The 21771-nt window shown below is 64.7% G+C and carries 21 protein-coding genes; 11 read left to right on the top strand and 10 right to left on the bottom strand.

Going from position 1 to position 21771, the window contains the following annotated elements; translation table 11 throughout:
- Positions 1-132: 132 nt before the first annotated feature.
- On the bottom strand, positions 133-639 hold the full coding sequence (locus ACVIHF_RS38030) for a hypothetical protein (protein ID WP_253604942.1): 507 nt from the start codon (positions 637-639) through the stop codon (positions 133-135).
- A gap of 104 nt (positions 640-743) precedes the next feature.
- Here ACVIHF_RS38030 and ACVIHF_RS38025 point away from each other — a divergent pair, with 104 nt between their 5' ends.
- Positions 744-1898, top strand: coding sequence for an alpha/beta hydrolase (locus ACVIHF_RS38025; protein ID WP_253604944.1), 1155 nt, complete (start codon positions 744-746; stop codon positions 1896-1898).
- Between the two features lie 178 nt (positions 1899-2076).
- Positions 2077-3048: an iron exporter MbfA gene (gene mbfA, locus ACVIHF_RS38020; RefSeq protein WP_456793526.1), complete on the top strand. Its 972-nt coding sequence runs from the start codon at positions 2077-2079 to the stop codon at positions 3046-3048.
- A gap of 158 nt (positions 3049-3206) precedes the next feature.
- On the opposite strand, the gene ACVIHF_RS38015 is transcribed toward mbfA, so the two are convergent.
- Positions 3207-4370 carry an IS4 family transposase gene (locus ACVIHF_RS38015; protein ID WP_253605569.1) on the bottom strand — a complete coding sequence of 388 codons (1164 nt, stop codon included), beginning with the start codon at positions 4368-4370 and terminating at the stop codon, positions 3207-3209.
- Positions 4371-4595: 225 nt separating this feature from the next.
- Between ACVIHF_RS38015 and ACVIHF_RS38010 the strand changes: the two genes are divergently transcribed.
- Together ACVIHF_RS38010 and ACVIHF_RS38005 are read left to right on the top strand one after the other, a co-directional pair.
- Positions 4596-6068, top strand: coding sequence for an amidase (locus ACVIHF_RS38010; protein WP_456793525.1), 1473 nt, complete (start codon positions 4596-4598; stop codon positions 6066-6068).
- 123 nt (positions 6069-6191) lie between these two features.
- On the top strand, positions 6192-6545 hold the full coding sequence (locus ACVIHF_RS38005) for a nuclear transport factor 2 family protein (protein ID WP_028336576.1): 354 nt from the start codon (positions 6192-6194) through the stop codon (positions 6543-6545).
- Between the two features lie 138 nt (positions 6546-6683).
- On the opposite strand, the gene ACVIHF_RS38000 is transcribed toward ACVIHF_RS38005, so the two are convergent.
- Positions 6684-7772 (bottom strand): Zn-dependent alcohol dehydrogenase, encoded by a 1089-nt coding sequence (locus ACVIHF_RS38000; protein ID WP_456793524.1) that lies wholly within the window; start codon positions 7770-7772, stop codon positions 6684-6686.
- A gap of 53 nt (positions 7773-7825) precedes the next feature.
- Entirely contained in the window at positions 7826-9607 is a 1782-nt protein-coding gene (locus tag ACVIHF_RS37995) for an acyl-CoA dehydrogenase family protein (protein ID WP_456794163.1), read from the bottom strand.
- 71 nt (positions 9608-9678) lie between these two features.
- Between ACVIHF_RS37995 and ACVIHF_RS37990 the strand changes: the two genes are divergently transcribed.
- Both ACVIHF_RS37990 and ACVIHF_RS37985 read left to right on the top strand, forming a co-directional pair.
- Entirely contained in the window at positions 9679-10380 is a 702-nt protein-coding gene (locus ACVIHF_RS37990) for an SDR family NAD(P)-dependent oxidoreductase (RefSeq protein ID WP_229186202.1), read from the top strand.
- A gap of 195 nt (positions 10381-10575) precedes the next feature.
- The gene (locus ACVIHF_RS37985; protein ID WP_456793523.1) at positions 10576-11406 is read left to right on the top strand and encodes an enoyl-CoA hydratase; all 831 of its coding nucleotides are present in this window, start codon (positions 10576-10578) and stop codon (positions 11404-11406) included.
- A gap of 172 nt (positions 11407-11578) precedes the next feature.
- Here the strand turns inward: ACVIHF_RS37985 and ACVIHF_RS37980 are convergent, their stop codons facing one another.
- The gene (locus ACVIHF_RS37980; protein WP_310880830.1) at positions 11579-12202 is read right to left on the bottom strand and encodes a GNAT family N-acetyltransferase; all 624 of its coding nucleotides are present in this window, start codon (positions 12200-12202) and stop codon (positions 11579-11581) included.
- A gap of 70 nt (positions 12203-12272) precedes the next feature.
- Positions 12273-12491: a DUF1127 domain-containing protein gene (locus ACVIHF_RS37975; protein ID WP_176937012.1), complete on the bottom strand. Its 219-nt coding sequence runs from the start codon at positions 12489-12491 to the stop codon at positions 12273-12275.
- Positions 12492-12609: 118 nt separating this feature from the next.
- On the opposite strand from ACVIHF_RS37975, the gene ACVIHF_RS37970 reads away from it, so the two are divergent.
- The 4 genes from ACVIHF_RS37970 to tcuB all read left to right on the top strand — a co-directional run bounded on the left by ACVIHF_RS37970 (position 12610) and on the right by tcuB (position 17741).
- Positions 12610-13509, top strand: a complete 900-nt coding sequence (locus ACVIHF_RS37970; protein ID WP_310880829.1) for a transcriptional regulator GcvA — start codon at positions 12610-12612, stop codon at positions 13507-13509.
- Positions 13510-13781: 272 nt separating this feature from the next.
- Positions 13782-15092, top strand: a complete 1311-nt coding sequence (gene tcuC / locus ACVIHF_RS37965; RefSeq protein WP_016846804.1) for an MFS transporter — start codon at positions 13782-13784, stop codon at positions 15090-15092.
- Between the two features lie 128 nt (positions 15093-15220).
- Positions 15221-16621 (top strand): FAD-dependent tricarballylate dehydrogenase TcuA, encoded by a 1401-nt coding sequence (gene tcuA / locus ACVIHF_RS37960; RefSeq protein WP_456793522.1) that lies wholly within the window; start codon positions 15221-15223, stop codon positions 16619-16621.
- 16 nt (positions 16622-16637) lie between these two features.
- Positions 16638-17741, top strand: a complete 1104-nt coding sequence (tcuB, locus tag ACVIHF_RS37955) for a tricarballylate utilization 4Fe-4S protein TcuB (protein WP_253604957.1) — start codon at positions 16638-16640, stop codon at positions 17739-17741.
- Positions 17742-17780: 39 nt separating this feature from the next.
- On the opposite strand, the gene ACVIHF_RS37950 is transcribed toward tcuB, so the two are convergent.
- From ACVIHF_RS37950 to ACVIHF_RS37935, 4 genes are all read right to left on the bottom strand, one after another.
- Positions 17781-18293 (bottom strand): class I SAM-dependent methyltransferase, encoded by a 513-nt coding sequence (locus ACVIHF_RS37950; RefSeq protein WP_253604958.1) that lies wholly within the window; start codon positions 18291-18293, stop codon positions 17781-17783.
- Between the two features lie 114 nt (positions 18294-18407).
- A complete protein-coding gene (locus ACVIHF_RS37945) occupies positions 18408-18821 on the bottom strand; it encodes a Rieske (2Fe-2S) protein (protein WP_016846808.1) in 414 nt (137 codons plus the stop codon).
- A 53-nt stretch (positions 18822-18874) separates the two neighbouring features.
- Positions 18875-19984, bottom strand: a complete 1110-nt coding sequence (locus tag ACVIHF_RS37940; protein ID WP_456793521.1) for an amidohydrolase family protein — start codon at positions 19982-19984, stop codon at positions 18875-18877.
- The gene (locus ACVIHF_RS37935; protein ID WP_168858649.1) at positions 19981-21057 is read right to left on the bottom strand and encodes an amidohydrolase family protein; all 1077 of its coding nucleotides are present in this window, start codon (positions 21055-21057) and stop codon (positions 19981-19983) included. Before ACVIHF_RS37935 ends, ACVIHF_RS37940 begins: the two co-directional genes overlap by 4 nt.
- A gap of 173 nt (positions 21058-21230) precedes the next feature.
- On the opposite strand from ACVIHF_RS37935, the gene ACVIHF_RS37930 reads away from it, so the two are divergent.
- A complete protein-coding gene (locus tag ACVIHF_RS37930) occupies positions 21231-21713 on the top strand; it encodes a CinA family protein (protein WP_253604962.1) in 483 nt (160 codons plus the stop codon).
- The last annotated feature ends 58 nt before the right edge of the window (positions 21714-21771 follow it).

The following is a 21771-nucleotide window of genomic DNA, read 5'->3' as shown; positions in this document are numbered from 1 at the left end:
CGAGTGGAGAGATCCGACCCCTCCCCGCCGCTCATTTCATTCGCGTCGACCCTCCCCTTTCAGGGGAGGGTTAAGTCACACCGCATGTCAGAGACACGCTACGCTTCGTCATGTCGCGAATCTTATGCAAACCTACAAATCCTCCGCCGGTGCGCACGCGACCGATGCCACGGCACGCAAATGCAGCTGGCCGTGCTTGCCCGATGCCGTGGTGGTCCATTGCGCATCGATCTGCTGAAAATCTTCCGACAGCTTGCCGCGATGGCTGCCGTCGGTTTCGAACGCCCCGTCGCCATCGGGCGAGCGTTCGAAGATCTCGACCTCGAGATCGGACAGCCGGACGAACATCTGCACGCCGATCTTGGTCACGTGGCGACCGACCTCATATGAACCGCAGCCGCGCGCTTCCGCGTTCTGCTCGTTCAGGGCCTGCACTTTGTCGAAGGTAATGACGACGTTCTGCACCGCGTTGTCGCCGTCCCACAGGAATTCGCCGACATAGGCGCGCGGCAGTTTCTCGGTGAGCTGCCTGATGTCGGCGGCACGCACCGCCGACATCAGCACCAGACTTGCCGCCACGATCACCACGCCGAGACGCGACATCCAGCCGGGCAGCTCTGCAATCCTCGCGTGGCGCATGCGGTATGCATCCCCTGGGCAAAATTGCTATCGTTCAATAATGACCGTCAGCATACAGCCAAATGCGCTGGTTCTGCGGCGATGCCCAACAGGTGATCTGCACAATGGAAGCCCTCCCCGACGTCCCGCTGCCCTCCACCATCCGCTCGCGTTATGTCGACGGGATCAACGGCCTGCGCATGCATGTGCTGGAAGCGGGCTTTGAAACATCCGGCCGGCCCTGCCTGTTGCTGCTGCACGGCTTTCCGGAGCTGGCGTTTTCCTGGCGCAAGGTGATGCCGAAGCTCGCCGCAGCCGGCTATCACGTGATCGCGCCGGACCAGCGCGGCTATGGCCGCACCACCGGCTGGAGCGCGGAGTATGACGGCGATCTCGCGTCGTTTCGTCTCCCCAATCTGGTGCGCGATGCGCTCGGGCTGGTCGCAGCGTTCGGCTACAAGCACGTCGATGCCGTGATCGGGCACGATTTCGGCTCGTCGGTCGCGGCGTGGTGCGCGCTGATCCGGCCCGACGTGTTCCGCGCGGTGGTGATGATGAGCGCGCCATTTTCGGGACCGCCGTCGCTGCCGTTCAACACCGCGAGCGCGCCGGCAAAGCCCGCGAGCGAAGACCCCGTGCATCGCGAGCTCGCCGCGCTGCCGCGGCCGCGCAAGCATTACCAATGGTACTATTCGACGCGTCCGGCCAATGACGACATGCATCGCGCAGCGCAGGGCGTGCACGACTTCCTGCGTGCCTATTACCACCACAAAAGCGCGGACTGGAAAGACAACAAGCCGCATCCGCTGCAATCCTGGTCGGCAGGCGAACTGGCAAAACTGCCGACCTATTACGTGATGGATTTCGCCAAGGACATGGCCGCCACCGTCGCCGAGGAGATGCCGTCGCGCGAGGCGATCACTGCCAACACATGGCTGCCGGATATCGAGCTCGCTTATTACAGCGCCGAATATCAGCGCACCGGATTCCAGGGCGGGCTGCAATGGTATCGCTGCGGCACCTCGGGGGCGTTCGTCCCGGAACTGCAGACCTGGAGCGGCCGCACGATCGACCAGCCGTCCGCCTTCATTTCCGGCAAGCAGGATTGGGGCACCTACCAGCGGCCCGGCGTGTTCGAGGCGATGCAGACGAAAGCTTGCACCAACATGATCGGCTGCCATCTGGTCGACGGCGCCGGCCATTGGGTGCAGCAGGAACAGCCCGATGAGGCGAGTCGGCTGCTGCTCACATTCCTGCGAGACGCCGGCGCGCGGCGCTAGACGCCCGTTCGGCCGTCGCGTTGCATCCCGTTGATCTCAGGCGTTTTCCTCGCTCAACCCGCGCGGCTTGCCGGCGCTGCGGCAGCGAATCCGGGCCGACCCGGATTTGACCCGGCGCCAGCGCAACCCTATAGTTTAGAACTATTCTAATTCTAAACTCCGCGAACAAGGCGTTGCCGTGAAGAACTTTGCCGATCTGACCGAGCGCGAGGTGCTGGCGGTCGCGATCGCCTCCGAGGAGGAGGACAGCCGCATCTACATGACGTTCGCGGAGGATCTCGCCGAGCGCTATCCCGACACCGCCAAGATTTTCGAGGAGATGGCCGAGGAGGAGCGCGGCCATCGCCACCGGCTGCTCGAAACCTACGAGCAGCGCTTCGGGGCGCATCTGCCGCCGATCCGGCGCGAGGACGTCAAAGGCTTCCTGCGCCGCCGCCCGATCTGGCTCACCAAGAACCTGCCGCTCGACACCATCCGCAAGGAAGTCGAGACCATGGAGCTGGAGGCCGAGCGCTTCTATGCCAAAGCGGCCGAGAAGGCCGAGGATGTCGGCGTGCGACGGCTGCTCGGCGACCTCGCCGAGGAGGAGAAGGGCCACGAAAAACTCGCGGTGAAGCTGACCGGCGAGATCCTCAAGCCGGACGTGCGCGCCGAGGAAGACCGCACGCGGCGGCGGATGTTCGTGCTGCAATATGTACAGCCGGGTCTCGCCGGATTGATGGACGGCTCGGTCTCGACCCTGGCGCCGCTGTTCGCCGCCGCCTTCGCCACGCATCACAACTGGCAAACCTTCCTGGTCGGGCTCGCCGCCTCGATCGGCGCCGGCATCAGCATGGGCTTTGCCGAAGCGCTGTCCGACGACGGCTCGCTGACCGGCCGCGGCTCGCCCTGGCTGCGCGGCCTGACCTGCGGATTGATGACGACGCTCGGCGGGCTCGGCCACACCATTCCCTATCTGGTGCCCGACGCCTGGCCGAACGCATTCTGGATCGCGACCGCGATTGCCGGCATCGTGGTGTTCTTCGAATTGTGGGCGATCGCCTTCATCCGCGCGCGCTACATGGACACGCCATTCCTGCAGGCGGTGTTCCAGATCGTGCTCGGCGGCGCGATCGTGCTCGCGGTCGGCATCCTGATCGGCGCGGCGTAGCAACGGTTCAATTCTCCCTCTCCCCGTTCTTACGGGGAGAGGGTTGGGGTGAGGGGCCATATCCACACGTGACGCAAGTGGACGTACCTGTACCCCCTCACCCGCCGCGCAAGCGCGCGGCGACCTCTCCCCGCAAGCGCAGGGGTGTCCGGGGAAATTCAGGCATAGCGGAGCTCCATCTGGTCAGGTGAGATGGTTGATTTCCGACGGCTGGGGTTGATGGGCGGAGGTTTGTCGATGGCAGCGAGGGATCGACGCGTGAGCAGGAGCTGGCCGACGAGTTCGGCGAACCTGAGCGGGAGCATTTTGATGCAGTTGGTGTGAGCGGCGATGCGCAGCAGCAGGTAGGCAATCATCGCAGCGAGCACCTGAAGGCGGATCGCGTTGTCGTTGGCGCCGAGGAACTTGCGAATATCGAGATGCTGCTTGATCCAGCGGAACAGCAGCTCGATTTGCCATCGGCTCTTGTAGAGGGCGGCGATCTCGACGGCGCTACGGACAAGGTCGTTGGTCAGGAGTGTGATCTTGCCGCCTTTCTCGCGTCTGATCTTGATGCGGCGGAGCGGGATTGGAAGGCGCGAATCGCCCTTGCTGGTGAGCTTCACCTCGTCATCGGCAAGGATTTCGAAGCCATCCCCGTTACGCTTGCGGATGGCGCGATGCCTGAGCGAGCGAAGACGGATGCTCGTCTTCGCCCGGGTAACGAAGAAAGCCTTGCTATCATTGATCTTCTGCCACCAGTCGAAACGGCAATAGCCCTTGTCAAACACATAGGTGGTGGCGGGCTGGATTGGGGTCTGTCGGCCGATCTCGATGTCATTGACGTTCGCGGCCGTCATCTCGACGCAGGTCGGGACATCGCTCCTTGGGTCGTAGACGACATGCAGCTTCATGCCGCGGATGCGGCCGTTCCACGTCGCCCAACTGCAGACCTTGCCGAGCGGGATCGGACTGGCGTCGATCAGACGCACCATCTCCATGCCTTCACTCCGCAGCTGGCGACGCGCCATCGCCGACAGCGCCGCAAAGGTTTGCGCGAAAATGCCGATCGGACGGCGGGCATTGGCATCGGACAACGTCGAGCGCGACAGCTTGCCGGTTCCCAAGTGATAGTGATGCTGCGAATTGGCGTTGAAGCCAGTCACCACCCCGCGCAGACTGCTGTTGCCGCTAAGCTGGGCATAGATCAGCGCCACCAGATGATCCCAGCTCCTGAACGACTTGTCGTAGGCATCCCCGTCCAGACGATCCACAACCGTCTGAAACTGCCGTCGATTGATCGGTTCAAGCAGCCTTCCAAAAATGCTACCGCGATATCGCATGCTCGGCCCTCTGTGTCTCGACAACCAGAAAAGACCGATTTGCCTCGGTCCTGCCGAGCATGCACCGCGACACAGTGAATCATTCCCCGGACACCCCTGCCGCAAGCGGGGCGAGGTAAAGCAGAGCAATTCCGATCAAACACGGCGACAACGTCACGGCTACAGCGCTTGCGGGCGGCAGCCAAACTGCCCATCATCGCGCCAACAACAAACCGGGAGCACGCCGTGGCCAAATCGCAATACAGCTTCAAGACCGCCGTCGAATTGTCGGAGGCGCTGCGTAACAAAAAGGTCTCGGCGGTTGAACTCGCACAGGACGCGATCGGCCGCATCGAGCGCCACGACGGCAAGGTCAACGCGGTCTGCGTGCGCGACTTCGAGCGCGGCCTCGCCGCTGCGCGCGCTGCGGATGCCGCGATCGCGCGCGGCGAGCACAGGCCGCTGCTCGGCATCCCCATGACGGTGAAGGAATCCTTCAACGTCGCCGGCTTGCCGACGACCTGGGGCTTCCTGCCGCAAAAGGATTTTGTCCCGACCGAGGACGCGCTGTCGATTCAGCGCGTGAAGAACGCCGGCGGCGTCATCCTCGGCAAGACCAACGTGCCGGTCGGGCTCGCCGACTGGCAGAGCTACAACGAGATCTACGGCACCACCAACAATCCCTACGACCTCGGCCGCACGCCGGGCGGCTCCTCCGGCGGATCGTCGGCGGCGCTCGCCGCGGGCTATGGCGCGCTGTCGCTCGGCTCGGACATCGGCGGCTCGCTGCGCGTGCCGGCGTTTCATTGCGGCGTCTATGCGCACAAGCCGACCTTCGCGCTGCTGCCGTCGCGCGGCCACACCGCGCCGCCGGCACCGCCCATCATCTATGAGCGCGACCTTGCGGTAACCGGCCCGATGGCGCGCGGCGCGGCCGACCTGTCGCTGCTGCTCGACGTGATGGCCGCTCCCGATCCGCTCGATGCCGGCAAGGCCTATCGCCTCGACCTGCCGGCGGCGCGCCACGCCAGCCTGAAGGATTTCCGCATCCTCGTGATCGACACCGATCCGGTGCTGCCGACCGACAAGGCGGTGCGCGGCAGCATCGACAAGCTCGCGAGCCACCTCGACAAGGCCGGCGCGAAGATATCGCGTTCGAGCCCGCTGCTGCCGGATTTCGCGGCGTCCTCGCGGCTCTATATGCGGATGCTGCTGTCATTCCTCGCCGCGACCTTCCCGCCGGAGGTCTATGCCGGCGCCTGCGCGGCGGCGGCCGCGCTGCCCGCCAGCGACAACAGCCTGCAGGCCGAACGGCTGCGCGGCATCGCGCTCAGCCACCGCGACTGGGTACAGGCGACAGTCGTCCGCTCGCGGCTGCGCGCGCAATGGCGCGAGCTGTTCAAATCGTTCGACGCGGTGATGTGCCCGATCATGCCGACGCCGGCCTATCCGCACGATCATGAGCCCGACCAGGAGCAGCGGCGGATATTGATCGACGGCGAGCCCTACATCTACACCGACCAGCTCGCCTGGCCCGGCATCGCGACCCTGCCCGGCCTGCCTTCGACGGCGATCCCGACCGGCTTTGCGCCCGACGGATTGCCGGTCGGCGTGCAGATCGTCGGCCCATGGCTCGAGGACCGCACGCCGCTCAAGCTCGCCGAGCTGATCGAGCACGAATTCGGCGGCTTTGTGCCGCCGAAGATGTTCGATGATTAGGTGCTGGAAAAAACCGTCATTGCGAGGAGCGAAGCGACGAAGCAATCCATATCTCAACGAGCGGCGAGATGGATTGCTTCGCTGCGCTCGCAATGACGGACAACAAAACCAGGGAGAAGGCCAATGAGCAACGATCTCGAGGAGCTGACAAAGCTCAACAAGGATTACGTCGATTCCGTTCAGAACTGCGACGTCAAGCGCTTCGACGAAATTCTGGCGCAGGACTTCTACTGCACCAATCCCGACAAGAGCCTGGTCGACCGCGCTGCCTTCCTGAAGCAGACGGCGATCCCGGTGAAGATCAAGGGCCTGAAGGCCGAGGACGTCAAAATCCGCATCCTCGGCGATTTCGCCATCATCCACGCCCAGACCAGCTACACCAACGCGGACGGCGAGCCGGCGCACGGCCGCTACACCGATTGCTGGGCGCGGCAGAACGGAAAATGGCTCGCGGTATCCGCGCATGTCGCGCGGTGAGCGATTCAGGTGTCGTCCCGGCGCAGGCCGGGACCCATAACCACCGCAGCTTGTGGTGAGTAAAGAAAGTCGTCCACCCACGTGCCCAAAGCGAGGCCGCGGCGTATGGGTCCCGGCCTACGCCGGGACGACACACGCTCAGCTATCAAGCATGATCACGCTGCGCAGCGTCTTGCCGGCTTTCATGTTGGCAAAGCCCTCGTTGATCTCGGAAAGCTTCAGCTTGGCCGAGATCCAGTCTTCCAGATGCAGCTTGCCGCGCATGTAGAAGTCGACGAGGCGCGGCATGTCGACGCGGAAGTGGTTGGAGCCCATCGACGAGCCCTGGATGCGGCGCTCGCGCAGGAAGTCAAAGCCGTGCAGCTCGATCTTCTGGCCGAACGGGATCATGCCGACGATGGTCGCGGTGCCGCCCGCCGCCAGCATGGCGAAGGCCTGCTCGGCGGTGTCCTTGCGGCCGAGCACCTCGAAGGAGTGCTGCACGCCGCCGCCGGTGAGCTCGCGCACCTGCTGGACCACGTCGCCGCGGGCCGGATCGACGATATCGGTGGCCCCGAGCTTGGTCGCAAGCTGCAGCTTCGCCGGATTGGTATCGATCGCGATGATGCGGCCGGCGCCGGCGATCTGCGCGCCGTTGATCGCCGCCATGCCGACGCCGCCGCAACCGATCACCGCCACCGTCTCGCCGGCGGTCACCTTCGCGGTGTTGACTACGGCGCCGTAGCCGGTGATGACGCCGCAGCCGATCAGCGCGGCAAGATCGAGCGGCATCTCCTTCTTGATCTTCACGATGGCGTTCTCGTGCACCAGCATCTGCTCGGCGAACGACGACAGATTGAGAAACTGATTCAGCTTCTCCTTCCTGCCCCATGACAGGCGGTTGGAGGCGCCGGGCAGCATCTTCACCGTGGTGTCGGTGCACAGCACGGTGCGGCCGGTGGTGCAATTGTCGCAGGTGCCGCAGAACACCGACAGACAGGTGACGACGTGATCGCCGGGCTTCACGTAATTGACGTCGGAGCCGACCTTCTCGACCACGCCGGCCGATTCATGGCCGAGCACCGCCGGCAGCGGATGCGGATAGAGGCCTTCCATGAAGTGCAGATCGGAATGGCAGAGGCCCGCGACCGCGGTGCGGATCAGGACCTCGCGCGGCCCCGGATTGGGCACGCTGACATCCTCGATCACCAGCGGCTGATTGACTTCATGCAGGACGGCGGCCTTCATCGCGGTCTCCCTTGACGTTTTTGATTGTTTGAAAAGTTCGCTCGCGCAGCAGCCTACGCTGCGTCAAGCAATTCGCCAACCTCGGCCATGCCGACCGCGCGATCGCCGAGCAGGTGCTCGGTCATCCTGCGCTGAACGGTATTTTCCGTTAGCCGGAACGGATCGCCCGGCAGCACGCGGTGATCGATCACCATCCGCGACAGCAACAGCCGACGCGCATCGCCGCGCGTCTCGTGGATGCGCCCACCCTCCCACGCCAGCGCGACCGCGCTTGCGACATGATAGAGCAGGCTGGTGGCGCGTCGCGCGTCGCCCTCATTGTCGATGCGGCTCGCCACCTCGCGCGCAAACGCGACCGCGCGGTCGCTGAGATCGCGCAGCCGGTTGCGCCAGGCCTGCGGCACATTCGCGCTGTCATCGAGCCGCGCATGCAGATCGGCGGCCAGCGCATTGTCGGCGCCATGGCGGCCGACCGCGCGCTTCAGCGCATCGATCGCGACGATGTTGCCGGTGCCCTCCCAGATCGAGCCGAGATGCGCGTCGCGCAGCAGCCGCGGCGTGACGAATTCCTCGATGTAGCCGATGCCGCCGCGCATCTCCATCGCATCGCCGCAGACCTTTCGGGCGTCGCGAGTGGCGCGGAATTTCAGCGTCGGCGTCAGGATGCGAAGCAGCGCCGCGGCGTCCTGACTGCCGGCCTCGGCGCGGTCGAGCGCGTCGGCGGTCAGAAAGCTCATCGACAGCGCCTGCTCGGTCGGCAGCATGATCTTCATCAGCTGCCGCCGCGCCAGCGGCAGGTCGATGATGCGCTGGCCGAACACCACGCGGCCACGCGCCACTGTCATCGCGTCGTGCCAGGCGCGGCGCATCAGCGCAGTCGATTTCACGCCGTTGGAGAGCCGCGACGAGTTCACCATCTCGGCCATCTGCACGAAGCCGCGGTCGAGCTTGCCGACGGCGTAGGCGATCGCGCCGTCGAACTTGATCTCGCCCGAGGCCATCGAGCGGGTGCCGAGCTTGTCCTTCAACCGCACGATCCGGTAATGGTTCTGCGAACCGTCGTCGAGGAAACGCGGCATCAGGAACAGGCCGACGCCGCGGGTGCCCGGCCCGGCGCCTTCCGGCCGCGCCAGCAGCATCACCACCTTGGCATCGGCGTTGGAGCAGAACCACTTCTCGCCATAGAGCCGCCAGTGGTCGCCCTCCTGCACGGCGCGCGTGGTCAGCGTGCCGACATCGGAGCCGCCCTCCTTCTCGGTCATGAACTGGCCGCCCTGCGTCAGCTTGCTCATGTCGGTCTGGGTCAGGCCGTCGAGATATTTCGCCTTCAATGCCTCGCTGCCGAAATTTGCCAGCAGCTTGGCGCACCCGTCGGTGACGTTGATCGGGCAGCCCATGCCGAATTCGGTCTGGTTGAACAGGAAGGTGAAGGCGTGCTTGGCGACGACAGGATACTTGTCGGGCCAGCCCATGATGCCCTTGCGGAGCGACAGCGCGTGAATGCCGAACTCGCCGAACGCGGCCTTCTCGATCTCGCGATAGGCCGGATGATATTCGATGTGCTGCACGTCGCGGCCGAACTTGTCGCGCTGGTGCAACACCGGCGTATGCCGGTCGGCAAGCCGCGCGCATTCGTCGAGATAGCCTCCGGCCAATCCACCGAGGCGGTCGAGATGCGACTCGATATGGCGGAACAATGCATCGGGCAAATGCAGCTTCAGAAGGTCGGTCAGCGCCGGATCGGCCCGGTAGAAATTCATTCCCGTCGTGTCGGGCGCCAGCAGGCCCGGCTGGCTGGCGGCTGACGTTTTCGGATCCTGCTTGTGCGGCTGCATTGAATTCCCGGCTTCGGTGCTCATTTGTTTGGGCACGACTATCCTCCTCCGGCCGAGCAAAGGAAAGCCCAATGGATATTCCAAAATACAAGATCGCCCTGATCGTCGGCGCCGGCGAAGGCCTGAGCGCCTCGTTGACGCGGCTATTTTCGCGGGAGGGAATTCGCGTGGCACTCGGCGCCCGCAGCATCGAGAAGCTCGGCGCGCTCTGCACCGAAACCGGCGCGCGGGCCTATGCTTGCGACGCCACCAAGGCCGAGGATGTCGAACGTCTTTTTGGTCTGGTCGAGCGCGAGATTGGAACGCCTGATCTCGTGGTCTACAACGCCTCCGGCCGCTCGCGCGGGCCCTTCGTTGAACTGGTCCCTTCAGAGGTCGAGCAGGCGATCGCGGTCTCGGCGTTCGGCGGATTCCTGGTGGCGCAGGAGGCGGCGAAGCGCATGCTGCCCAACAAGAAGGGCGCAATCCTGTTCACCGGCGCCTCCGCCAGCGTGAAGGGCTATGCGCAATCGGCGCCGTTCGCGATGGGCAAGTTCGCCTTGCGCGGCCTCGCGCAGAGCATGGCGCGCGAACTGTCGCCGCAGGGTATTCACGTCGCGCATTTCGTGATCGACGGCGGCATCCGCAGCGCCGCCCGCACCGAGCCCGCCGACCGGCCGGACTCGATGCTCGATCCCGACGCGATTGCACTGAGCTACTGGAACGTGCTGCAACAGCCGCGCAGCGCCTGGACCTGGGAGCTGGAATTGCGGCCCTGGGTTGAGAAGTTTTGAGATGACGTAGATCATGCAAGCGGCGTAGGCTGAACGCAAACCGCCGCCACATTCGTCATTGCGAGGAGCGAAGCGACGAAGCAATCCATTCCTCCACTTGCGGCGGCATGGATTGCTTCGCGGAGCCTGTTATCCGGCGACGCTGCGCGCCGACCGGGTGGCTCGCAATGACGGATGGAACTAGGGAAGGAAAACATGTCGAACGAAATCAAGATCGAGACCGGCACCGACGAACTGCTCTGCGTGATCCGCGATCGCGTCGCCGTCATCACGCTGAACCGCCCGGACGCCCGCAACTCGCTGTCGGACACGCTGACGCCGGCGCTGCGCACGATGATCAGGACCTGCGGCGAGAACCCCGAGGTCGGCGTGCTGCTCGTCACCGGCGCCGGCAAGGCGTTCTGCGCCGGCGGCAACGTCAAGGGCATGGGCGCGCATCGCGACAAGAAGAAGCTCGAAATGTCCTATGAGGACAAGGTCGCGGATTTGCAGGAGCGCCAGCGCCTGCTCACCGGCGCGCTCGCCTCGGTGCGCAAGCCGACCATTGCCGCCCTTCCCGGTCCCGCGGTCGGCGCTGGCCTTGCGATCGCGATGGCCTGCGACATTCGGATCGCCGCACAATCCGCCTTCATCTCGACCGGTTACTTACGGGTGGCGCTGAGCGGCGATTACGGCATGGCCTGGCTGTTGACGCGCCTGGTCGGCACCTCGCGCGCCCGCGAGCTGATGTTCACTTCGGAGAAGGTCGACGCCGCGAGATGCGAGCAGATCGGCCTCGTCAACCGCGTGGTGCCGGACGAAACGCTGCAGGACGAGGCCTTTGCGCTGGCGAAGTCGATGGCCGAAGGCCCGACCCTCGCGCTGCGCTACATGAAGGACAATCTCGACGAGGCGCTGCAATTCGACTTCGCCACCGCGCGCGACCACGAGGCCGAGCGGCTAATCCGCCTCACCACGACTGCCGATCACAAGGAGGCGGTGCAGGCCTTCATCGAGAAGCGCAAGCCGGTGTTTCGGGGGAGTTGATCCCAGTTCGGTGTCCCGTCATTGCCGGGCTTGACCCGGCAATGCATCGAAAGAAACGCTTTCGCTCAATGGATGCGCGGGTCAAGCCCGCGCATGACGAGTAGCAGTCGCGGCACCGGTTGGGAAAAGAAAAGGGCCCGGTTCTGGAGGGGCCAGAACCGGGCCTAGTCAGTCAAACCGCAAGCGAGGACATCGCGGCCAAGCGGGAAGTGGCGGCAAGCCGCCAGCTGGCACAGGGAATGTCTTGCGGTTCGACGTGGATCTCTTTTGCAAAGCGCACCAGCTTCCAATCGCCGGCGCTCGGCATGAAGGCGTAGCCCGACTTCCGGGCGAGGCCGATCATCGTCGCATTGGAACGCAAGGTGTCGCCGAAGATGCGCTCGGCTCCGAAGGACGCCGCGCGGCATTCGAGATTCTTGAGCAGCGCCTTGCCAATGCCGTGGCCCTGCCACCGGTCATCGATCGACAGGCCGAACTCGACGCTCGACGTATCGGCATGGAAGGCGTAGCGGGCTTCGCCGACGATGGTCTCAAAGCCATCGACCGGCATCGTCGCGACCACCGTGAACCGGTCAGCCTCGCCGACATGGATGAAACGTTCGAGCTCCGTCTTCGGCAGCTCGCTCAACGCGCCCAGGAACCGGTTGTAACGGGACCCCGCGGAGAGCGAGCGGATGTAGCTCTGCAGCTCTTCGCGGTCGCGCGGCTCGACGAAGCGCACCTTGACCTCGCTGCCGTTCTTGGCGCGCAGCACGTCAGAGTATTGCTTGAGATCGTCGAGATGCAGCGCAACCATGACACGCTCCTCGGGTGAAGAAATTGGCCGGCGTCCCTCGATCGAGGCGACGCCAGCGAAGGCGTCCTTCTCAGGCCCGCCAGAACGGCTTCTCGGTTTCGAACACGATGTCGCTGCGGGACATGCCGATGTCGTGCAGGTCGCGCTCGGTCCACTGCGACAGCTCGCGGCGGCGCTCGTAGCGTTCCCACCAGACGTGAAGGGTCTCGCCGACCTGGTTCAGCAGGCCCGATGCGTGATGATTTGGCGTATGATGATTTGTCATCGATTCATGGGTGAAAATGGACATCTGCGGCTCCTAGCGGTAACCTGTTGGCCGTAATATCGGAGCTATTCGGCCCCCTCACAAACGACACTTTGTACCGTTTCGGATGAATTAAAGTCATGTATCTGGAGACAAGCCGGGGATGACCAGCCGCCTGCCTTCGCTGAATGGCCTGAGGGCGTTCGAGGCCGCCGCGCGGCATATGAGCTTCACGCTGGCGGCGTCCGAACTGAACGTGACGCAGACCGCGATCAGCCATCAGATCCGGCGGCTCGAGGAGGAACTCGGCGTCCGCCTGTTCGTCCGCCAGAACCGCTCGCTGAGCCTGACGCCCGAGGCTAGCGAATACCTTCCCGGCGTCCGCGCCGCCTTCAACGACCTCAGGCTCGCCACCGATCGCCTGCTGCGCAGGGACGACGATCACGTGCTGACGGTCTCGACGCTGGCATCGCTTGCCGCCAAATGGCTGCTGCCGCGGCTGTCGGCGTTCCAGGAGGCGCATTCCGGCATCGACGTTCGCATCACCACCTCGACCAGCCTGGTCGACTTCCAGCGCGACAAGGTCGATGCGGCGATCCGCTATGGCCGCGGCCAATGGGCGGGCCTGCGTGCGGACTGGCTGATGGCGGATGAGCTCTTTCCGGTGTGTAGCCCGTCGCTGCTGCAGGGCACCAGGCCGCTGAAATGCCCTGAAGACCTCAGGGATCACACGCTCCTGCACACCAGCAACGCCAACAGCGACGATTGGCGGCTGTGGCTGACCGCGGCGGGGCTGCCGACGGATATTTCCAAGCAGCCCGGCGTCACCTTCGACCTGCTGTTCGTGACGATCCAGGCCGCGATCGACGGCATCGGCATCGCGATGGGCCGCACCTCCTATGTGCAGGACGACATCGCCAAGGGCCGCCTCGTGGTTCCCTTCAAGATCGCGCTGCCGGCGGACGCCGGCTTCTACCTGGTTTCGCCGCAGGGACGCGCCGATACGCCAAAGCTCTCCGCGTTCCGGAGCTGGCTCGGCACAACGGCGCACGCCGCGCCTTGATGCGCCGCACGCAACGGCCGGGGCTTCGGTCCTACCAGAGCCGAAGCACTAGATCATTGTTTTGACGAGGTTTCTTCGCGCGAACCAATATCCCCTTCGCTCGAAAGGCTCCCTGCGATTTCCACCTACGGCTTTTTTCCCATAGCCCCCCGCGTGATTTCGGGTTGGTCGCGCCGGACAGGCGTGCCAAATTGCCGCACATGGCAGTTAACTGCTTTGGCCGGCGAGACAATTTGCGCCGGCCGTTTTTGTCACGGGGAGGAAAGGGCGTTATGTCGCAGTCGAGTTCATCGCAAGTCCCTCAGATCAAATCGCGTCTTGGCGCCATCCTGCGCGCGACCAGCGGCAATTTCCTCGAGCAGTTCGACTTCTTCCTGTTCGGCTTCTATGCCCAGGCGATTGCGAAGGCCTTCTTCCCCTCCGAGAACGAGACCGCGGCGCTGCTCAACGCGTTCGGCGTGTTCTGGCTCGGCGCCCTGATGCGCCCGGTCGGCGCCGTCGTGCTCGGCGCCTATATCGACCGCATCGGCCGCCGCAAGGGCCTGATCGTGACGCTGTCGATCATGGCTATCGGCACCGTGGTGATCGCGCTCTGCCCGAGCTATGCGACCATCGGCATTGCGGCGCCGATCATCGTGCTGATCGCGCGCCTGCTGCAGGGCTTCTCCGCCGGCGTCGAGCTCGGCGGCGTCTCGGTCTATCTCGCGGAGATCGCCACGCCCGGCAATCGCGGCTTCTACACCTCGTTCCAGTCGGCGAGCCAGCAGGTCGCGATCTTCGTCGCCTCGATCCTCGGCTTCGTCCTCAGCGAGAGCATGCCGGCCGCGACCGTGGCCTCCTGGGGCTGGCGCATCCCGTTCTTCGTCGGCTGCCTGATCATCCCGGTGATCTTCTTCCTGCGCCGGACGCTAGAGGAGACCCCGGCGTTCCTCGCGATGAAGAAGCATCCGACCGCAAGCGAGGTGTTCGCCTCGGCGATCGCGAACTGGCGCATCGTCGTGCTCGGCATGATGATCGCGGTGCTGACCACCACCACCTTCTACTTCGTCACCGTCTACACGCCGACCTTCGGCAAGACCGTGCTGAAGCTCTCGACCCAGGATGCGCTGCTGGTGACGCTGCTGGTTGCAGTGACCAACTTCATCTGGAATCCGGTCGGCGGCGCGGTGTCGGACCGGATCGGCCGCAAGCCGGTGCTGCTGGCGATCGCCGGCCTGTCCCTCATCACGGCCTATCCGGCGCTGCACTGGCTGGTGACCAATCCGTCGTTCGGCAAGATGCTGGCGGTCGAGATGATGTTCTCGTTCTATTTCGGCGTCTACAGCGGCACCATGCTGGGCTGCCTGGTCGAGATCGTGCCGGCGCATGTCCGCACCACCTGCTTCTCGCTGGCCTTTGCACTGGCGGCCGGGCTGTTCGGCACCTTCACGCCGTTCGCCTCGACCTGGCTGATCCAGCAGACCGGCGACAAGGCTTCGCCCGGCTACTGGCTGATGTGCGCCGCAGCTCTCGGCATCGTCGCTGCGCTGATCGTCTATCGTGGCGGCCAGACCATCGAGCAGCGCGAGACGGTTGCGGCCTGATATTCCACTTCGCGGCCGGGTGGGCTCGCTGGGCATGACTTCTCCGGAAAATCGCGACACGCTTTTCCGGATCATGCTCATGCGTCCGGCCGTGTTGCTTTCCATGCCAACAACGATAACAAGAGCGCATGGTTGATCTGACGCGCAGGTTCGACGTCCTGGTGATCGGCGGCGGCAACGCCGCGCTGTGCGCTGCGATCAGCGCACGGCGCGCCGGCGCCTCGGTGCTAGTGCTGGAAGGCGCCCCGAAATTCTATCGCGGCGGCAACACCCGCCACACCCGCAACATGCGCTGCGCCCATGACGCGGCGACCGAGATCCTCACCGGTCCCTACACCGAGGAGGAGTTCTGGAAGGATTTGCTGCTGGTGACCGGCGGCCAGACCGACGAGGAACTGGCCCGCTTCATGATCCACGAGTCCAAGGACATCCTGAACTGGATCGTCGAGCAGGGCGTGCGCTGGCAGCCGTCGCTCGGCGGCACGCTGAGCCTTGGCCGCACCAACTCGTTCTTCCTCGGCGGCGGCCGCGCGATGCTGAACGCGCTCTATCGCACCGCCGAGGAGCTCGGCGTCGACATCCTCTACGATGCCGAGGTCATCGACCTCACGGTCGAGGACGGCATGTTCCTTTCGGCGCAGCTGAAGCAGCCGGTCGGCGGCAAGACCGAAGTCCGCGCCTCGACCCTGGTTGCGGCCGCCGGCGGCTTCGAGGCCAACATCGAATGGCTGAAGGAATCCTGGGGCGCCGCGGCCGACAATTTCCTGATCCGCGGCACGCCCTATAATCGCGGCGCGATCCTCAAGATGCTGCTCGCGAAGGGCGTTCAGGAGATCGGCGATCCGACGCAATGCCATGCGGTGGCGATCGACGCCCGCGCACCGAAATTCGACGGCGGCATCATCACCCGTCACGATTCGGTCGTGTTCGGCATCGTCGTCAACAGGCATGCCGAGCGCTTCTACGACGAGGGCGAGGACATCTGGCCCAAGCGCTATGCGATCTGGGGCCGGCTGGTCGCCGCGCAGCCGGACCAGATCGCCTACATCATCTTCGACTCGACCGTGGTGACGAGCTTCATGCCGACGCTGTTTCCGCCGATCGCGGGTGCGACGATTGCCGAGCTCGCCGGCAAGCTCGAGCTCGACGCGGCCGCGCTGGAAAAGACCATCACCGAGTTCAACGCCGCGGTGCAGCCCGGCACCTTCGACCACACCATCCTCGACGACTGCGCTACCCAAGGCATCACGCCGCCGAAGACGCATTGGGCGCGCCGGATCGAGACGCCGCCCTATCTCGCCTATCCGGTGCGGCCCGGCATCACCTTCACCTATCTCGGCACCCGCGTGAACAGGGAGGCGCGGATACTGATGAAGGACGGCAAGCCGTCCGCCAACATGTTCGCCGCCGGCGAGATCATGGCCGGCAACGTGCTCGGCAAGGGCTATGCCGCCGGCATCGGCATGACCATCGGCAGCGTGTTCGGCCGCGTCGCCGGCCGGGAAGCAGCCAAGAATGCGCGGAACTGAAGGCGGGACAGACGCGATGCACGGGACGAGGATCTTGCAGGAAGCCGACCGTCTGATGACGGTGTGCAATTCCTGCCGCTATTGCGAGGGCCTGTGCGCGGTGTTTCCCGCGATGGAGATGCGCCGCGCCTTCTCCGACGGCGATCTCAACTACCTCGCCAACCTCTGCCACGGCTGCGGCGCCTGCTACACCGACTGCCAGTTCTCGCCGCCGCACGAATTCAACGTCAATGTACCGAAGACGCTCGCGGTCGCGCGCGCCGAATCCTATGCCGCCTATGCCTGGCCGCGCGCCTTTGCCGGCGCGTTCGCGCGCAACGGCCTCGTCATCAGCCTGATCGCAGCGCTCAGCGTCGCCGCCTTCATCTTCGGCTTCGCCGCAGTCAATGATCGCGGCGTGCTCACCGGCATCCACACCGGTCCCGGCGCGTTCTACAAACTGATGCCGCACAATGCGATGGCGCTGCTGTTCGGCGCCGCCCTGCTCTACGCGATCCTGGCGCTGGTGATGGGCGTGCGCGCGTTCTGGCGCGACATCGGCGAGCCGGTCGGCATGACGACGGATGCGAAGGCGCTGTTGCAGGCGGTCCGCGACGCCGGCGAGCTGCGCTATCTCGACGGCGGCGGTGTCGGCTGCTTCAACGAGGACGACCAGCCGACCGACCGCCGCAAGCTGTATCACCACTTCACCTTCTACGGCTTCATCCTGTGCTTCGCCGCGACCTGCGTCGGCACGCTATATCACTACCTCCTGGCGCGCGAGGCACCCTATGCGTGGTGGGATTTGCCCGTCGTGCTCGGCACGCTCGGCGGCATCGGGCTCGTGGTCGGTCCGCTCGGACTCCTGTCGGAGAAATGGAAGCGCGACCGCGTGCTGGTCGACGAACAGCGCATGGGCATGGACACCGCGTTCATCCTGATGCTGTTCCTGACCAGCATCACCGGCCTCGCCTTGCTGCTGTGGCGCGAGACCGCCGCGATGGGCCCGCTGCTGGCGCTGCATCTCGGCGTGGTGTTCGCGCTGTTCATCACCATGCCCTACGGCAAATTCGTGCACGGCATCTACCGCTTTGTCGCGCTGGTGCGCTACGCGCGCGAACGGCAGATGATGGCGGAATGAATGGTGGTGGGTTAACGCAGCGTAGCCCGGCTTACGAACTCATCCTGCATCGGGCTTTGTCGCCAGGGCACAGAACCACTCATTTGTCTCGACCAGCTGAGCCTGCGTGAAGCCGGCTGCTGCCAGCTTTTCCGCCACCCCTTCCTTGGGCTGTCCGGAATAGCGCGTAAAGCCGAGCGCGATCCTGCCGCTCGGCTTCATCACGCGCCGGACCTCCCGTAGCCCGGCGACGGCGTCCGGCCAGACTTGCATCGAGTTGATCGCCAGCGCCGCATCGAAGCTGTCCGCATCGAATGGCATGCGCTCCACGGAGCCAAGCCAAAGCTCGACACGACCATCCTCGATCGCGGCCGCGTTCCGGGCGCGAGCTTGCCCGACCATCTCCTGCGACGGATCAATGCCCGCGACGCGTCCGGCCGGTACCAATGTCGACAGGCGATGAATGACGGCGCCCGGACCAAACCCAACTTCGAGCACGCTGTCATCAGGTCCGACCTCGAGGCGATCTGCGACCCACGCGCCGCAATCTGCATTGGTGCGCGCCATGATCATGCCGCCGAGCCTCCCCAGCAGGCCCCGAGGACGGCCAAACGCACGCAAGAGGATGCTTTGCATGACGCTCACCGATTGCCATCTCCGGCGAACAGGATTTCGGGACGGTCGCGGCTACAAATCCACCACCACGTAGTCACTCTCCACCGCGACCTTGATGGTCTCAGCGACATACGGTCCCTTCACCACATTGGTGCCCGGCTCGACGCTGACCGGATAGGCGCGCACGCGGAAGCGGCGCGGGTCGCAATAGGACTGGCCGGTGCGGATGTCGAACTCCCAGCCGTGCCAGGGGCAGCGCAGGATCTCGCCGAGCTTGGTGTATTCGATTTCGCCGGGGTCCGACGACGACGCGAGCCCGATCAGCGGCCCCTCACACAGCGCCGCGCCCTGATGCGGGCAGCGGTTCAGCAGGCCGAAGAACTCGCCCTTGACGTTGAAGACCGCGATCGGCCGTCCGTCGATCTCGAGAAATTTTCGCGAACCCGGCGGCAACTCGTCCACCGGGGCGATCACATGCCGCGCCATCAATCGTTCTCACGCATGATCTGATTCAAAAAACCGGTTCCCACTTTTTCGGATCATGCGATACTGTACAGCTGCTTGGCGTTGCCGAGATAGAACGCCTGGCGATTGGCATCGCTGACGCCGGCCGGCAGCACGCGCGACGGCTCGTCGTAATCCCAATGCGGGTAATCGGTCGCGAACAGCAGCCTGTCCCAGCCGATCCACTCGATGGTCTGGAACAGATGGTCGCGGCTCTCCGGATCCTCCATCGGCTGCGTCGTCCACCAGATGTGGTCGCGGATATATTCCGACGGCTTGCGCTTCAGATGCGGCACCTCGGCATGCAGCCGCGAAAACACCTTGTCGAGCCGCCAGGCCAGCGACGGCGCCCAACCGAAGCCGGCTTCGACCATCACCATCTTCAGTTTCGGGAAGCGCTCGAACACGCCCTCGAGCACGAGGCTCGCCAGCGCGGTCTGCTGGCACTGCGAATGCCCGACCATCTCCTCGATATAGTAGCTCGGCCATCCCGACGCGGTAATCGGGTTGCCGCCGAAGCCGAAGGCGTGCACACCGATCGGAAGGCCGGCTTCCTGTGCCGCCTCATAGATCGGCCAGTAACGGCGCTGGCCGAGCGGCTCGACATTGCGGCTGAGCAGCAGCACCTGGACGAAATTTGTGTCGCCCGCGCGCTTGCGGATTTCGGCGGCGGCCGACATGCCATCCTCATTGGCGACGACGACCGAGCCTTTCAGGCGGGAATCCTTGCTGGTCCATTTCTCGATCTGCCAGTCGTTGATTGCCGAACAGATCGCGCCGGCGAGATCCTGGTTGCGGATGCCCTGTCCGGTGTTGAGCGGGTTGAGCACGCCGAGCGCGACATTGTTGGGATCGAGGTGCTGCTTCTGCATGAAGGACAGCGACGAGCCCTGCGGGCCGCCTTCCGGCGGATAGGCATCGCGGCGCGACGCATTCGGCTGCGCCTTCGGATAGGGCGGGCCTCCCATCATGCCCTGATAGGCATGGACGCCGAAGGTCTCGAGATGCGCATGCCAGCGCTTTTCGAGATAAGGATACAATTCATCCTTGGTGGCGCGGGCCGGATGGATGTCGCAGTCGGCGATCGCGGTCTTGATGCTGGTCGGCGATGCGGTTTCGGGACGCTCGCGGAGCTGGATGTTCATGGCGTCATCTCCTTCACCTTGAGCCGGCCATAGGTCGCATGCGGATTATCGATCATGATCTTGCGTACCAGATCCTGCGACAACCCGTGCGGCAGCACCTCGTCACCGTCGAACTGCCAATGCGGATAATCTGACGAGAATAGGATCAATTCGTCCGACTGCATATGGTCGAACAGGCGGTTCAGCGTGTCTCCGTCCGGCGGCGCATCGACCGGCTGCAGCGAGAAGCGGATGTTGCTGCGCACAATCTCCAGCGGCGCGCGGTCGACCCACGGGGTCTCCATGCGCACGCCGCGCCAGAACTTGTGCAGCCGCCACAGGAATGGCGGCAGCCAGGTGAAGCCGGACTCCAGCATCACCATTTTCAGGTTCGGATGGCGCGCGAACACGCCCTCGACGATCAGGCTGGTGAGCTGGGTCTGGAACGCCTGCGCCTGCGCAACATAATCCTCGATGTGATAGGAGCCCCAGCCGACCGAGGTCGGCGGATTGTGATAGGCGCTGCCGGCATGGATGCCGACCGGCAGGCCGAGCCGTTCCGCCGCGGCGTAGATCGGCCAGTAGTGCCGCTTGCCAAGCGGCATGTCGCCCATCACCAGCATCAACACCTGCACGAAGCGCTTGTCCTGCGCACAGCGCTCGATCTCGGCGACCGCCTTTTCGATGCTCTGCACCGGGATCACGATCGAGCCGCGCAGGCGATCGTCCTTGTCGAGCCATTCCTTGACCAGCCAGTCGTTCAGCGCGCGGCAGAACGCATCGGCCATGTCCTCGGAGAACACCATCTGCACGCCGTAGAGCGGATTGCAGATGCCGTAGGCCGTGCCGAACTGGTCGAGCGCCTGGCGCTGCATGTCCGCAAGGCTCGAGCCCGGCTTGCCTTGCGCTGGACGCCAGTCCGGCCGCGACGAGATCGGCGAATTGGTCGGATAGGATTGCGAGATCAGGTCGGTCATGCCGCGCGTCGTCACCTGGTCGCGCCAGTAGTCGTTCATGTACGGCAGCAGGCTGGTGAGGTGAGGCACGGCGGGATGCAGATCGCAATCCACGCCGCCCGCGATCGGCGACGTCATGATGTTTCCTCCGCGCACGCTCTCACGACAAGCTTGTCGGGCGGCGCCTGGTTCTTGTCTTGCATTCAATCAGGCCATGCCGCGGCCTGCAACTCGGCAAAGGGCTGCGTGGTGTGCTAGGAGGGCAGGACGCCCCACGGGATTTTCATGGCAAGCAACGAGAAAGAAGGCCGATGAACGCGCTCACATCCATCGCCGAACAGGTCGCCGCAAAACTGATCGCGAACAAGCAGACGATTGCGGTCGCGGAATCCTCAACCGGCGGACTGATCTCCGCATCGCTGCTCGCGGTTCCCGGCGCGTCGGCCTATTTCCTCGGCGGCGGCGTGATCTACACCCGCGACGCGCGGCGCGCGCTGATGGACATTCCCGACGACGCCATGCGTGGGCTCCGCTCGGCGTCGGAACCTTACGCGCAATTGCTGGCGCGGCAGATCCGCGAGCGCCTCGCGACCGACTGGGGATTGTCGGAGACCGGTGCCGCCGGCCCGACCGGCAACCGCTACGGCGATGCCGCCGGCCACAGCTGCATGGCGGTCGCAGGCCCCCACCAGCAGGTGATCACGCTGGAGACCGCGAGCGGCGACCGGCAGGCGAACATGCAGGCATTTGCGAAGGCGGCGCTGGAGCTGTTGTTGAAGAATCTGGAACGGTGACTTCGTAGCCCGGATGAAGCGAAGCGCAATCCGGGACGACTTCATCCGCTGAGCGACT

Source organism: Bradyrhizobium sp. USDA 4506, assembly GCF_054058795.1.
Note: the sequence above shows the minus strand (reverse complement) of the source record. Positions and strands in the feature narration are given on the sequence as shown.

Excerpts from the sequence above, each read along its gene's own strand:
- ACVIHF_RS37980 (WP_310880830.1), bottom strand. The coding sequence starts at position 12,202 with ATGGTTGCGCTGCATCTCGACGATCTCAAGCAATACTCTGACGTGCTG.
- ACVIHF_RS38030 (WP_253604942.1), bottom strand. The coding sequence starts at position 639 with ATGCGCCACGCGAGGATTGCAGAGCTGCCCGGCTGGATGTCGCGTCTC.
- ACVIHF_RS37940 (WP_456793521.1), bottom strand. The coding sequence starts at position 19,984 with ATGAACATCCAGCTCCGCGAGCGTCCCGAAACCGCATCGCCGACCAGC.
- ACVIHF_RS37995 (WP_456794163.1), bottom strand. The coding sequence starts at position 9,607 with ATGCAGCCGCACAAGCAGGATCCGAAAACGTCAGCCGCCAGCCAGCCG.
- ACVIHF_RS37935 (WP_168858649.1), bottom strand. The coding sequence starts at position 21,057 with ATGACGTCGCCGATCGCGGGCGGCGTGGATTGCGATCTGCATCCCGCC.
- ACVIHF_RS38000 (WP_456793524.1), bottom strand. The coding sequence starts at position 7,772 with ATGAAGGCCGCCGTCCTGCATGAAGTCAATCAGCCGCTGGTGATCGAG.
- tcuA (WP_456793522.1), top strand. The coding sequence starts at position 15,221 with ATGGTTGATCTGACGCGCAGGTTCGACGTCCTGGTGATCGGCGGCGGC.
- ACVIHF_RS38015 (WP_253605569.1), bottom strand. The coding sequence starts at position 4,370 with ATGCGATATCGCGGTAGCATTTTTGGAAGGCTGCTTGAACCGATCAAT.
- ACVIHF_RS37990 (WP_229186202.1), top strand. The coding sequence starts at position 9,679 with ATGGATATTCCAAAATACAAGATCGCCCTGATCGTCGGCGCCGGCGAA.
- ACVIHF_RS37930 (WP_253604962.1), top strand. The coding sequence starts at position 21,231 with ATGAACGCGCTCACATCCATCGCCGAACAGGTCGCCGCAAAACTGATC.
- ACVIHF_RS37945 (WP_016846808.1), bottom strand. The coding sequence starts at position 18,821 with ATGGCGCGGCATGTGATCGCCCCGGTGGACGAGTTGCCGCCGGGTTCG.
- ACVIHF_RS37970 (WP_310880829.1), top strand. The coding sequence starts at position 12,610 with ATGACCAGCCGCCTGCCTTCGCTGAATGGCCTGAGGGCGTTCGAGGCC.
- ACVIHF_RS37975 (WP_176937012.1), bottom strand. The coding sequence starts at position 12,491 with ATGTCCATTTTCACCCATGAATCGATGACAAATCATCATACGCCAAAT.
- ACVIHF_RS38005 (WP_028336576.1), top strand. The coding sequence starts at position 6,192 with ATGAGCAACGATCTCGAGGAGCTGACAAAGCTCAACAAGGATTACGTC.
- ACVIHF_RS38025 (WP_253604944.1), top strand. The coding sequence starts at position 744 with ATGGAAGCCCTCCCCGACGTCCCGCTGCCCTCCACCATCCGCTCGCGT.
- ACVIHF_RS37985 (WP_456793523.1), top strand. The coding sequence starts at position 10,576 with ATGTCGAACGAAATCAAGATCGAGACCGGCACCGACGAACTGCTCTGC.
- tcuC (WP_016846804.1), top strand. The coding sequence starts at position 13,782 with ATGTCGCAGTCGAGTTCATCGCAAGTCCCTCAGATCAAATCGCGTCTT.
- ACVIHF_RS37950 (WP_253604958.1), bottom strand. The coding sequence starts at position 18,293 with ATGATCATGGCGCGCACCAATGCAGATTGCGGCGCGTGGGTCGCAGAT.
- tcuB (WP_253604957.1), top strand. The coding sequence starts at position 16,638 with ATGCACGGGACGAGGATCTTGCAGGAAGCCGACCGTCTGATGACGGTG.